Raw genomic sequence first — 14,016 nt, 5'->3', positions numbered from 1 at the left:
ATAAATCATTACAATATTTTTTATTTTGAATATCAATATACAATTATTGTGTTATTAAAATTCCGTAAGAGTCATATTTAGATCCATCATTAAAACTATATACTCTTTCTCTTCCTTTACCATTAATAGAAGCTCCTTTTGATTTTGTATCAATCCAAACTTCTCCCTTTTTATCTATAAATTTATAAGTCCCATCATATTTCACCAATGCTATTCCATTAATAAATTCATGAGCTCTCTCATACTTAAACCCTAATACTTTATTCCCTTTTTTATTTAAATACCCATAATAATCCGGAGTTTCATAATTATTATCTTCATTTTTTACCTGCACCAAACCATCACTAAAGTTTCCAACTTTATCATATATCATTGGGATTACAATTTTTCCTTTTTCATTTATAAAGCCATACTGGTAATTTTCATTTTTAATAGAGATCATCCCTCCTGCCATATCTCCTAATTCCTCTACATCCTTTAACAAAGTACTTTTTCCTTTCTTATCGATATGATAATACTTAAAATTAGACCGTCCAAATAACAGATCTCCTTTTTCTTTTAAGTAAATATATTCCTGTTTAGAAACCTCTTTATTGTCTTTAGAATATAATTTATAATCGCCTTCATCCTTTTTTTGAATACCCACTAATCCATTTTCATAACTTTCTATATCATAGACAAACAAAGTATCCATTCGCTTTTTCTTTATATTCAAATAATAATAATGCTCATCATCTTCATAAAACCTATCATTTATAGGATAATAATCAGATCCTTTTACAGAAAATAGTTCATTGTTTTTCTTATCCATTACCGATATTCCGTTTTCTGTAGGCATATATATCATTTTACCAAATTTTGTATTAGTCGTAGCGGTAAATTGTATTTTTTTCTTTTCGTATTTTTTTGCGAAATATAGTTTTACTTTTTTTACAGTACCATCATAATAAAGTTCTCGATGAAACATCCCATCATTATCTTTGAAATAATCCAACTTTGAAGCATTCTTTTTAATATAAGATTTTAACTCTTTGGTATCCTTAAACTCTTGATTATCTAGTTTTTCTATTGTTTCCTCTAAGAACTCTATCATTTCAGCAAATACTTCTTTTTCCTCTTTTGGTTCTCTGTCGGTATAACTATATCCTTTTGAGTGCAATACTTTCCCTTCTTCATTTAATCCTTCTATTTTTAGAGGGGCATTAAGAGTATCACTGGCGGTGATATATACATAATTGTCTTTTATTTTTTCTATTAGAATTTCACCTCCGTTATAATTTGCTTTTGGTTGATCAAGGGATACTATTACTTCATCATAAGTTGACAAGTATTTTATAGTATATTCTACATCTATACTATCTATCAATAATGGCTCTCCCCATACAGTATCATATTCAAAACTTACATCATACTTTGAAATACTATCTATATCAATCGTTCCATTATTATAATATATTTTTTGAGGTTTATAATATTCTCTAATAGTTTTTATAGTTGAAACGGGGTTTATAAAATCCTTATCCTTAAATTCAAATTCAATGTGCGATTTATAATCTTTAAATTTTTGGAAAAACTGAGCTTCTTTCACCTGACCTATAACTACTGAAACTATCGTAGTATCATTTTTAAAAACAGGATCAAAACTTTCATCTTCTATAAATTCTATTTCATTTGAGAATGTATTATCAAAAAAGTTTATGAAAGATTTAAGGCCTTTCAAATTCTCTTTCATCCCTTCCTTTACCTCTTCCAAATTTTCACCATCCATTTCTGAAAGATAATCTGATATCACTTCTTGATCTCCATTGCCAGAACTGCTACAACTACATATTAAAAATAGTGCTGCTATCAAAAGTGTATTTTTCATTTCTTATTATTTTAAATCTATTATTTTAATTCATTACCTCTACAAATTCGCTTTTTTTATTAGAGCATCACACATTGTTTTTAAAGTATATAGTAATGCTATTTTGTATCTAAAAATTCTAGGATAGAAAAAATTCTACAACTATAAAAAAAACTATAACACCAATGGGGACACTTATAATCAGTTGCTTTAGCACGCGAGTAATTATATATGTTTTTAAATTAAATATTGACAAAATTAATCCCAAACTCAATCCTACTATCGAACCAATTCCTGGTATAAAAAGATATAAAAGGTGCTCCATACTATGTGGATGATCACTACTAAAAACATTGACTAACACGCAGGCTAGTATCAACCCTGCTATACTATATACAAGAAGTCCAACACCCATCGATTTTATAATGAAATAGAAATTTTTCATTATCTATCAATTTTTTTTATGATCCTGATTCATATATAAAACACCTTCTATTTCTCCGTTTTTTATTACGAATATATCTTCACATATTTGTTCAATATCTTCTTCATCAGAAAGGTAAGTCGCATAATGAAAATTCATAAATTTAGACTTAATAGTTTCCTCTGCACCCTGATCACATATCAACATTTTACTACGTCTTGGAATAGAAACCAATATTGAATCAGCATTTAATTCCTTTTGAATATGAATCATAAAATTTTGATCCAGTATTTTTTCACAAGTAAACGTATGCCTTTGAAAACCGATGACTTTATGGTCAAATACTTTTTGTGTGGTGTATTTTAATTCTAACTTCTCAATATTGATCTGCGCGGTATCCATAATCAAGCGAAATTGTTCTTCTGTTTGATCATTAGAATCTAGCATCCAAAGATCATCTTGAGTAGATGTTACATAGCTGATTACCACTTTAGGTTCATCAGAGTTATAATGATCAAGGAATGGAACAATAAAATTATTAGGAATCAACCCTTCATAATCTATTTGGGAAAGAAAAGGATATAATTCGTGATCCTCTTCTTTTTGAGTTACGGTTTTTGACTCAGTAGATATAGAATCTCTATTAGATCTTATTTTTTTTTCTTCTTGAGTATTTTTTTTTCCAAAAAGCTTGCTAAAAAAATTCATTAAAGTTGTCTTTCGTTAAATTTAGATCTTAAAAACAATTTAAAATCAATTCCATTGCTCTACTAAATCTCCTTCGAGGTTATAGAAGAAATCGAAAGTTTTACCTATTTCAGATTTGATTTCAATAGTGTATCCCATTTTAGATTTATCACCATCATTAGGAGATGTAACAGATACCGATCCTAAAACCGGAGTCTCAGCCTTTTCTTTTTCTCTTATTTCTCTTATAGAAGTATTTACCAAATTTTCTATCATATCCATGCTTACTTCTTCATTTAAAGTGAACATATAATCTTCTATCCTTCCTTTTTTAAGTTCTAAACTTACCTCTGAGACATTTTTCCAATCATCATCAGTTTTCACCCAGCCTTTCATCTGTAATGATTCAGGTTTATCCGTTACTACGACATTAATAACATGACCTATGTTTTCATTGTAGACAATTGATAGATCTGTATAATACGAATATAGTCCAAACTTCTCGGTCAAATCTCTCTCTATTTTATTAAAATCTGTAACAGAAATAATGTAATTATCCTGTTTACATGACTGCAGTGTAAACATGCATAAGAGAAATAGCACGATCATTTTTAATCTCATTTCTTTTCCTATATAAATAAAATCTAATACTCTTGTTGTTATACGACTAATAATAGCATCCAAATACTACTATGCTATTTGGTTTAATATGTCAAAAGTACCAGTTCCTCTTAAGAAACAGAATGATGAATCAATATTCGATAGTGTTTGATTTATATTTGAAAAGTTCTCATTTTAAACTAGAAAAATGGCTGTTATTATCCATTCAATAGCTTTGATACGAATTCATCTTTTTTTCGTGATGAAACAGGTATTTTTTCCCCAGATTTCAAAATGACATATCCATTTTTGTCATATTTATCAACATAATCCAGATTTACCATAAAAGATTGATGTGTTCTGATAAATCTTTCATTTGGTAGTTGACTCTCAAATTCTTTTATAGGTTTAGAAGCCATATAAGATTTACCATCTGATAAGTAAAAAGTAGTATACCCTTTGTCTGATTTACAATAAATAAGTGAATCAAAATTAATAACTTGAAATCCTTCTTGTAACCTAAGAACTAATTTGTTCTTTTGCCTATTGATAAGTTGATTTTTAACAATTTGTAATTGTTCTTTTTGTTGAGATATATCTATATTAATTGCTTTATCTATTGCATTTTCTAACTCTGTAATATCTACAGGTTTTAAGATATAATCTACAGCTCCATTTTTTAATGCTTGCAAAGCATATTGCTCATAGGCAGTAATAAAAATAATTTTAAAAGTCAATGCACTTGTTTGTTCTAAAAAATCAAAAGCATTACCATCTTTTAAATTTATATCCAGGAAGATCAAATCCGGTTTACAAGCCTTTGCAACGGTAACAGCATCTTTGACCGATTCACATTCTCCTAAAATATTAATATCCTTATCCAGGCTTTCAATCATTGATAGTAACCCTTTCCTGATATACAATTCGTCTTCTACAATTAAAGCTTTAGTCATTTTGATCTATTTTATAGGGTAAAGTTAATGTTACTTGTGTTCCTTTTTCATTAAACACACTACGGTTTTGTATAAACACTCCTGAAGGTACTTTAAATTTTTTTGATATAATTTTCAACCTTTCAGATGTTATTTTGGTAGCTAATGATTTTTTATCACTCATTGGTATTTTTTCTCCATTATCTATACCAACACCGTTATCCTTTATTAAACAAACAAGCTTATTTTCTTTAAATGAAATTTCGATAGATATTTCGGGATCTTCAACATTATTTTTAAATCCATGAATAATTGCATTTTCAACAAAAGGTTGAATAAGCATTGGAGGAATTAATAGTCCTATTTCCTGGATATTGTCATCCAATTGAAGCGTATATTTAAAACTATTTTTAGATCCCATATTTTGTAAATCCATATAATTTTGTAGCGCTTCTAATTCTTCTTGTATGTAAACTAATTTCTCTCTCGAACTCTCTAAAATCAAACGCAATAATTTAGAAAATTTTGACAAATAAAGTACTGCTTTTTTCTCCTCATTATTAAGAATCATACCTTGTAAAACAGAAAGTGAATTGAAAATAAAATGAGGAGTCATTTGAGATCTTAAGAGTTTCTGCTCTGTTAATATATTCTCATGGGCTGTTCTAATTCTATTATATGCAAAAATGAATACTATAGAGAGTAAGACAAGAATAATGAATAGTAAAATAACCGCTCCCCATAATTTTTGCTTTTGAGATGTTATTAATTCATCATCAATTACCTTTACTTTTTTCTTCAGAATATGTTCTCTTTTATTAGAGTTTTCTAATGAATATATTTTTTCGTTAATTTTTTCTCTAAATATCTCTTCATTCCAATCGTTAATACGTTCAAGATATTCTAGAGCAGTATCTATTTTTTTCTGTCCTTTATATAATAAAAAGTAATTTTCATTAAGGGTTTTGTGTCCTCTTATTTGACTTTCTAATGTAAAGGAGCGATGAGCAGAATCTAAAAACATCTTAGCTTCTTTCCATTTCTTTTGTTTAATATATGCCAGACCTATATTAGATAATGTTATGTTTATTTCTTTTACATCTTTAGACTCGTACTTATATTTTAATGCGTTTTTAAAATTAACAATAGCTTCATCCCATTTTTTTAATCCCATTAATACTAATCCATAATTGCCTGTAAACACTGGTAATTTTCGATATTCTTTTTTTGTGATTTTATTGTATGTATCATATGCTTTATCATAATCTTTATCATAATAATATAATACTCCGCATTTAAAACATAGCTTTTGAAGTTCTATCGAATCCTGAACTCTAAATACTGTACCTGCCTCATCACATAATCTCACTCCCTCTTTAACCTTACTCATATCAGTAAGGTTCTCTACTCTTAAATTATAAGCAATAACCAAGTTTGCAGTATCCTTTTTTGCTGAAGACTTTTCATACATCTGGATAGCTAATGTATATCCATTAGAGTATTGACCAATTCTAGCATAGGAACGTGCTAATAAATAGTACTCTCTCATCGAAAGCTTACTATCCACTTCTTTTTTTCCTAAAATATTAATTACTTTATCATAATCTCTCTCTTTAAAAAACTGTTCTACATCTTCATAGTTCTTATCTTCAAAAAGATTCTCTACGTTCTTAAGTTCCTGATCTTCTATTGGTTTTTGATTACTATCCTGAGTGTACGTTTTAGAAAAAAAACATATAAAAAGTGTAAATAGTATAACGTTCTTAATATTCTGCATTGAAAATGTATAAGAGAATATAGTTTTAATTATTGTTTCTTAATAAATTCGATAATTCTTTTACAGAAATTGATTTTTTGCCAAATACATTCTCTATTTCTTTATTTGTATATATCAATTCATCCCAAAAGTAATATCCATTCTTATCCTTTGCATATGGCCCTGATCCTTTTGTTGCCCTAAATGTCTTATAATCTACATGGTTTAAAATACCTGCTCTTTCGCCAAATATATAATTTTTGTCCTTGGCATAGTTATCTCCTAATACTTTAAATGAGCTATAATCGGCCTTATTGTAAATATAAAACTTACCACCATATGCCATATCATAATAATGATAAATATGATTCTTGTCTTTATAAAAAGTACTTCCAATATGAGTAAATGTCACGGTATCTATTATTTTATGTAGAGATATTTCTTTCTCTTCAAAAGCAATATGTGTTATATATGACACTGTCACTCCTACCTCAGTCGCATATGGTATTTGAAAACCTATTTCTTTATTCTTATTGGTATATAGGTTATGTTTTAGTTTTCTCCAATCCAATTCTCTGTGAATACTATCTAATCTAGAAACAATAGTCGCAATTTTTTTCTCTCTATTGGTTTCAATATCCTCTTCTAGAACTTCAACTTCTTCTGGAATTTCTTCTACCACCTTTTGAACTTCTTTTGTTTTACAACTAAAAAAGAAATAAATAAAAGCTGTAAACAATATGATTAGCCTTATAAACAATATACTATGCTTCTTATTTTTTAATTATATATATTATAAAGTTACGGTATGTTTTTAATTATATAATATCTCAATTTATATTCATACAACCTTAATCTATATTCGAACTTTATCAATTGAAATAAGTGATCTAATATGCTCTTTTTTTTATTCGCCAAGCATATAAAACTATAGTAATCAAAATTATAATTATTTGTATTGGTATAATACTAAACAAACGCTGAGCAAACTTATGTTTCTCTCGATCTTTATCTTCTATTTGTTCTAATATCTGACTCATCCTTTTCTTGATAAAAAGTATATCGTCTGACGCTTTTATTTTTTGTTTTTCTAAATGTAAATATGTGCTATATTTATTATAGGCAACACCAATGTTAGGAGCTGTTAAACACCAGGAATATATCTGAGAACAAAATACAACAAGAAGTAAAAAAGGTATTATACTCTCGGTTATTATTACTTTTTTCATCTTACATTTCTTTCGTCTCTGTCATAAGTTGCATTAATTGATCATAATTACCTTCTTTATAATCTTCTGGTTTTAGATGTCCTAAATGTCTCATTTTTTTCGGAAAATATGTATTATATGAATATATCCCTTTATCGTCTTTAAAAAAATAATACACATCAATTTCTACAGGATATTGGCCTTCTCCTCCATCGCATCCAGAAATTACATCTACCGTAGACCCAAGAAACAAAATACTTTCTCTATCTGCTATATTTTTAATTTCCTTATTCTCAATCAACAGTTTATCATCATAAGCATACCCTAACGTAAGATCTTTTATTCTAGAGGTGTGAGAAACTCTTGGAGCTTCCTTTTTAGGAATATTTCCTGAAAGAAAATGAATTGAGGAAATACCAACATATATCCCATTATTTCCTAAAAAATTGTAAGTATTGATAGAAGTGAAATATTTTGAACTACCTTCTAACCAAGGAAGTATCCTAAATTTATTTGCATCATAGTCGTAAACATATTTCTGTATCCCATCAGTATAGATATACTCTGTTTCCATGTGCAGGTTATTGATATCTTTAACTACAGAAATATCTATAGGTTTTTGTTTGTTTATAATATAATACATGTCCTTATATACCTTATTATCATATCGTATTAGTTCTTTAAACTCATTAAGATAAGAAGCTTCTATAGGAACAAAATGTACGTTATGGTTATTAGCAAGATGAACTCCTCCTTTTCTATAAATCCATATCGTACCATTTTTGGTATCTAATGATATTCCGGATTCTTGTTGTATGATTTCCAGAGTATCAAAAGTGGTTCCTGATTGTTGAGTGTTAAAATCCAATGTCATATTTTCGATTTCATGTACTCCGACACGATAAAAAGTATCTTTATCAAATAAAAAACTATTTCCATGCTGATGTCTATCTGTAATAGGGACGAATTGTGTAGTTTTACCCAAAAGATCTGGAACAACAGAAAATGTGAGTTGTTCTTCATTAAAAAGATATACATATTGACTATTCTTCATGAATAGTCCCTTTCTTGGTAAGTTGGTTATCACTTCCAAATCACCTGGCATCTTGGTAATAACCTTCTCTATAAATTCTGCCGAATAACTTTTAGGCACAATATATTTCCATACATCATTCTTACATATAAAATTAACCCCAACAGTCTCTGAAATAATTTCTAAATCACCAATTTTACTTACACCATATTCTTTAATTTCGTTCTCTTTTTTTTCTGCTATAAAGTACCCTTCAGCAGTGGTAAACAAAAAGAATTCTTCATTTTCTTCTAAAATTTTAAAATTTTCAGCATCTATATTCTTAAGTATTATTTTATCCCTAGACACATAACTTACTCTATTTGGATCCTTTACGGTATGTTGAAATACTAGCTTTCCATTTTCTGAAAATAATTCATAAAAATGAGGGGTATGATAATGATAGCATTCACTTGCCTGGATTACATTTCCTATCAAAAACATATAAATACCAGTGACTATACAGTATATCTTACTTTGTTTCATTATGTTCTAACTCTTAACGATTACTTCATTTTTTCCAAGGTGAAAGTTCTTTATATTCCTTTGATTCTTTTACTTCATTCTCTAGTAATAGTTCTTTTACTTTTTCATTTTTTGAAGCTATTGCATAGTACAGAGCATTTTCTTTATTTGGATTTATATAGTGGATATTAGCTTTACGTTCTATAATGGTCTTAACGCATTCTAAACTATTATCTACGGTCTTATCTTTACTCATAGCCATAGCATCATAGAAAAAATCCTTTACAGAGATTGAGCTTCCTCCTACATTTTGGTTTAAACTATTTATATTATCATAAAGTCTTGCGGCGTGCATTAAAGGGCTTATTTTAGAAGTTAATGATGTTTGATTTATATCAGCACCATTATCCAATAAAAATGTTAGCATTTCTACATCTCCTCGTATTGCAGCATGATGTATTGCTCCATATTCATACTCTTTTGAGATATATTTTACATTAACATGGTGGTCCAAAAACATTTTGGCAATGGTAGTATCCTTAACAAATATAAAAGCCTCATGTAACATTTCCTTAGTCACCCAATCCTGATTGATCCATTTTGATAATAACTCAGAAGTATTTGATTTTCTTGATTCGTTTAAAAATAATTTTCTTTTTTGGTCTAATGAAAATTTATCAAAGAATATTGTAGAAATTTTTGGATGATTTGATCTAATTGCCAAATCCAGAACTGTATTGTCATTAATATCTTTAATCGTATCTGTAGCTTTATTTTTTAGAAGTAACTCTACAATATTGTCCTGATTAGACTCTACCGCAAGGTGTAATGGTGTTTTATCATACACCAGACTTTTAGTATTTGGATTCGCTCCTTTTTTTAATAGTTTATCAACAAGTTCATAGTCGTTTTTTACAATTGCATAATGCATACTTGCATAACCGTTTAAAGAATCTATAATATCCAAATCTATTTCTTTCTCTAATAAATATTCTATTTCTACTTCATTGTCATTAAGTAATGCTATTAATAAAGGAGTATGGCCGCTAGAATCAACTGCATTAAGCTTATATTCTTCCTCAATCAATTTTTTAGAAATTTTGGATGCCTGATGCTCTAAAGCAATGTGAAGAATATTTCTTCCATTAAAAAATTGCAGCGTATCTCTATCTACATCCATAAGAATTTTTTCAAATTGATTTACATTATCTTTTTTAATAATGTTTTCAATACTTTCTGTTGATGGTTTACCACAAGATATTATCGTTATGATTAGAATAAAAATGCAATTGAAACGTACCATTTTTTAATTTTTAAAGTAAAATATTCAAAAAAAAAGCCAAAACAATAATGAAAATGACCCAAATGCTTATATTCATATTTCACTAACAACATAATATGAATAAAACTGGTAATTCTTAGGTCATTAATGTTTTGGCTTACTAACTAATACTCCCACAAGTAATACGTTAAAAATATTTCTTTTTTAGAATGGTAGAATACGCTAAGTCATATTTGTAGCGATCGAATTAATATTCGTTTGAAGTTTTATTGGCAGATTGATCATAGGCCAAATGTTATTTAAAACTTAATGATAGCCCCCTGTATATTTTTTGCTTTTTTTGTCAAGGTTAGAACTTTTTCTGTTCGTTCTTCCTTTTCTGTTCCAAAATATTTATACATTTCTATGGATAGGCCTACCGGACCATGAATGGTTTGTTGACGATCTGCAAAAAAGTCAATCATAATTGTATATGTCCCTTTTTCTGCTTTTTTAACTATAATTTCTTCGGGACCATAACCATCTGTAATATCTGTATTATATCTTATATTATCAGACTCATCATTACCATAATAAAAATCTTTTCCTGATGGAGTAATAAGATGTAAATCAATATCGGTATCACTGGATGTCCATGTAAGAACAACTCTTAGATCTCCTGAAATTATATACTTGCTTTTTTTGGTATGTTTTTCTTTCTTTAAAATTGAATGATAATCATTGTACAAAGTGTTCATTACCTCTGTATAATCATAAGGGTCATGATTTCTTTCTATCCAATTACCGTCCAGTGCATTCCTTAATATTTCTGCTGCTTTGTTATATTCTTTTAGTAATCCATAGGTTACTGCCAGATCCCGATGTGCAATAGGTTCATCTGGTCTTACTTCTAATATTTTCTGAAACAAAGGTACTGACTCTTTATATTTTCCTATAGAACGCAATTGATACGCCAAAGTTCTGATGTTTTCATGATTATCTAATTGTATCTCGGCTATATTTGACCAAATCTTAGCCGCCAGATCTGGAGCATCTTGGGCAAAGATACTTCCTGCAGCCATATAAAATCCAGCAGGTTGTTTTTCCTGGGTAGTTAAATTCAAATATTTTATATACCGCTTCTCTGGATCATATTTCTTTATTTTTTGTAACGATTCTGGTATATCTGTCCATACTTTTTTAGAAAGCTCGTGTTTGATATGTTTATTAATGTTTATAGGAATTGTAATTCTTTGGTCTTCTACAAAGTCCTTGGTGTATACAAAAATAATTCCGTCATTTCCTAATGTTCCTGCCAATTGTCTTGATGCTTCTCTTGGTATAATTTCTAGAGAAAATACCTCATCCCAATCTAAATAGTTCAATTCGCCTTTTCCTTCTTCCCATTCTATATTAGCAAAATCATCAACTTCGTAATCCACAAAAACCAATGGATTACTCCCTAAAACAATATGGTTATCTTTTTTCTTGATAAACAATTGTTCTTTATATCCAAAAATTTGGTAATCGTCAATATTGGGTGCGCTAACAAGGAAATCATTACCATCTTTATACGTTGCTTTTTTTTCAGAAAAACCAGCAATAACAACTTCTTCCAACATTGCTTCTGATGAAGGCATTATTATACTATGATCACCTATTACAACTTCTTTCTCTACAGTATCAAAACCAATAAAAGAATAATTTAAGACACTTCCAGGAGGTACTTCTAACGAAAAATTTCCATCAAAATCACTCACTGTTCCTATATTCTGACCTTCAACAAATACATTGACTCCTGGCAAAGGTAGACCATCTTCGACTATTCCTGTAACTAAGTAATTATCTCCTTGTTGTATTACTTTAATAGTAATTGTAGCATCTTCTGCTGTTGATTCTTCAAAATTTTGGTCAATTATGGGATCTAATTGCTTTGGTAAACGTAAGGCATCTATTGAATCTAAATATCTTTCTATTTGATCATATTCATCATCCATACGATCATATTTCTTCTCTAAATCCTTCTCTTTTTTATCAAATGTTTCCTCTAGCGTATCTTCTTGATCAGGATATCTCCAAATAAGTAATTCTGATAATGCATCCATTTGATCTTCAAAAGCTTCTAACTTTTCTAATTGCTTCTTTAATCTTGCTAATTTAAGATTATCAGCATATTGTTTTTGCCACTCTTCGTTAGGAGGTATTATTTCATTAGTAATATAGTCTTCAAAAGTTTCTAATACAATTAAAGAAGTGAATTCTGTTAATAGGTGATACTTTAATGCTAAGGATAGTAATTGTTCCTTGTTTTCTTTAGGATATAGACTTAACTCCTTTACTTTTTCAATAGCTAAGAAACGCTTTAGATCGATTATTTTATGATCAATCTCTAGCGGAGTAACAGAAACATTAAGCTTTTTATATTTATCAAACACAGGAGAAGTTGTGACCAACTCGGTTCCTCTAACCACAGATCTAAAATGTGATCTGTCAATTCGAGTGTTCGATTTTGGATAATATTCTATTAATTGCTTTTCTTTATATCCAGAAAAAACTACTGAATTATTCATCAACACAGACAATGCAGCTGTTATAGATTGAAGTTCTAGGTTTAAATATACTCCTCCATTGTCTCTGGCAATCACTTTAAGTTTTGCAGGATTATTCGATGCTTGTGATGTAACTGTATATAGAGGTGATACTGCAGATTTAAACGTAATATCACCAAAATTGGTTAAACCGTCACTACACAAAATATACATGTCTGATTTTGGGATTTCGTCTACACAACCATATTGCGTTGCGGCATCATATGCGATATCTTTTAAAAGTCGTTCTAGTTTTCTAGTATTTGCATTCCTTACTTTTATTTCTCTTATAGAAGTCACTTCGGTATTAAACAATATTATGCTTATATCAACAGTAGCAATTCGTTTACAAAGTTCTTTTAAAAATAGTATTTCTTTATCTACCAATCCCTTTCTGGATCGAGAATGATCCCACAATATCGTAATACTTTTTGGTACTATGTTTTCGTTTTCTATACTAGGTACTGGAGTACTGTTATAATAAAAATAATCATTCTCATGTTTTTGATAAAAAGTGAACCTTTTTTGTTTTGGAGTCGCAATAATATGAACCTCTTTTGTAGTTGTAGATGTGATAGAAATAAGCTCTTTATTCTTTTTTGTAGTAAACGACTCTACTCCTGACAACTCTAGATTTTCTGTGAATCCAATGAAATCAATTTGTATATCTTTTTTGGCTATTTTTTCTTTAAAATCTAAAGTTAAATCCACCAATAAATTACCATTATCCCAAGTCAATTTATCTAAAACATCTAATCTGATTGTTCTACTTCCTTTTGCTGGAATTGGGTATATTCTTGTTTTAAAATTATTGCCTTCAGTCTTTTCTACCAAACCTGGATCAATATTACGACTTACAATAGTTTCATAAGCGGCTCGTCCTTTTGCCTTATCCACAGCAACAGCCTCTCTAAGTTCTCCATTAATATCTAAAGCATATCCTACTATAGTTTGATGATCTGATAAAGGAAACTGTAGCTCCCCCGATAATTGCCTTTGTGAATGATTAAAAATTTCTATGGTGTATTGTGTTACTCCAATATCTCCCACCACACTCGTATGTATTTTCATCTCTTTAATAGAAAGGCTATCTGCATCCTTAGAGTCTATCAACGTGGTTTGACCACAGATACAAAAAGGAGTAGTAAATATCAAAAGTATAAGTATTCTCATCTTT

At 29.0% G+C, this 14,016-nt stretch carries 11 protein-coding genes; all 11 read right to left on the bottom strand.

Features of this window, described 5'->3' with window-relative positions; all coding sequences use genetic code 11:
* Positions 1 to 43: 43 nt before the first annotated feature.
* Positions 44 to 1,867 (bottom strand): WG repeat-containing protein, encoded by a 1,824-nt coding sequence (locus DK442_RS14860; RefSeq protein WP_109436675.1) that lies wholly within the window; start codon positions 1,865 to 1,867, stop codon positions 44 to 46.
* Positions 1,868 to 1,985: 118 nt separating this feature from the next.
* Complete coding sequence (locus DK442_RS14855) at positions 1,986 to 2,291, bottom strand: hypothetical protein (protein WP_160114198.1); 306 nt, start codon at positions 2,289 to 2,291, stop codon at positions 1,986 to 1,988.
* Between the two features lie 6 nt (positions 2,292 to 2,297).
* Positions 2,298 to 2,978, bottom strand: coding sequence for a hypothetical protein (locus DK442_RS14850; protein WP_109436673.1), 681 nt, complete (start codon positions 2,976 to 2,978; stop codon positions 2,298 to 2,300).
* Between the two features lie 45 nt (positions 2,979 to 3,023).
* On the bottom strand, positions 3,024 to 3,542 hold the full coding sequence (locus DK442_RS14845; RefSeq protein ID WP_160114197.1) for a hypothetical protein: 519 nt from the start codon (positions 3,540 to 3,542) through the stop codon (positions 3,024 to 3,026).
* Between the two features lie 233 nt (positions 3,543 to 3,775).
* A complete protein-coding gene (locus DK442_RS14840) occupies positions 3,776 to 4,510 on the bottom strand; it encodes a LytTR family DNA-binding domain-containing protein (RefSeq protein WP_109436671.1) in 735 nt (244 codons plus the stop codon).
* Entirely contained in the window at positions 4,503 to 6,266 is a 1,764-nt protein-coding gene (locus DK442_RS14835; protein ID WP_109436670.1) for a histidine kinase, read from the bottom strand. Before DK442_RS14835 ends, DK442_RS14840 begins: the two co-directional genes overlap by 8 nt.
* A 25-nt stretch (positions 6,267 to 6,291) precedes the next feature.
* Positions 6,292 to 6,927: a DKNYY domain-containing protein gene (locus tag DK442_RS14830; protein ID WP_160114196.1), complete on the bottom strand. Its 636-nt coding sequence runs from the start codon at positions 6,925 to 6,927 to the stop codon at positions 6,292 to 6,294.
* A gap of 208 nt (positions 6,928 to 7,135) precedes the next feature.
* Positions 7,136 to 7,474 (bottom strand): hypothetical protein, encoded by a 339-nt coding sequence (locus DK442_RS14825; RefSeq protein ID WP_109436668.1) that lies wholly within the window; start codon positions 7,472 to 7,474, stop codon positions 7,136 to 7,138.
* A 1-nt stretch (position 7,475) separates the two neighbouring features.
* Positions 7,476 to 9,011: a hypothetical protein gene (locus tag DK442_RS14820; RefSeq protein WP_109436667.1), complete on the bottom strand. Its 1,536-nt coding sequence runs from the start codon at positions 9,009 to 9,011 to the stop codon at positions 7,476 to 7,478.
* 25 nt (positions 9,012 to 9,036) lie between these two features.
* Positions 9,037 to 10,293, bottom strand: a complete 1,257-nt coding sequence (locus DK442_RS14815) for an ankyrin repeat domain-containing protein (protein ID WP_109436666.1) — start codon at positions 10,291 to 10,293, stop codon at positions 9,037 to 9,039.
* Between the two features lie 278 nt (positions 10,294 to 10,571).
* Positions 10,572 to 14,012: a VIT domain-containing protein gene (locus DK442_RS14810; RefSeq protein ID WP_160114195.1), complete on the bottom strand. Its 3,441-nt coding sequence runs from the start codon at positions 14,010 to 14,012 to the stop codon at positions 10,572 to 10,574.
* Positions 14,013 to 14,016: the final 4 nt, after the last annotated feature.

It is taken from the genome of Aquimarina sp. AU119, from assembly GCF_900312735.1.
In the GTDB taxonomy this organism is placed as follows: Bacteria; Bacteroidota; Bacteroidia; order Flavobacteriales; family Flavobacteriaceae; genus Aquimarina; species Aquimarina algiphila.
The sequence above is the reverse complement of the archived record's forward strand: the minus strand, read 5'-3'. Positions and strand labels throughout refer to the sequence as shown.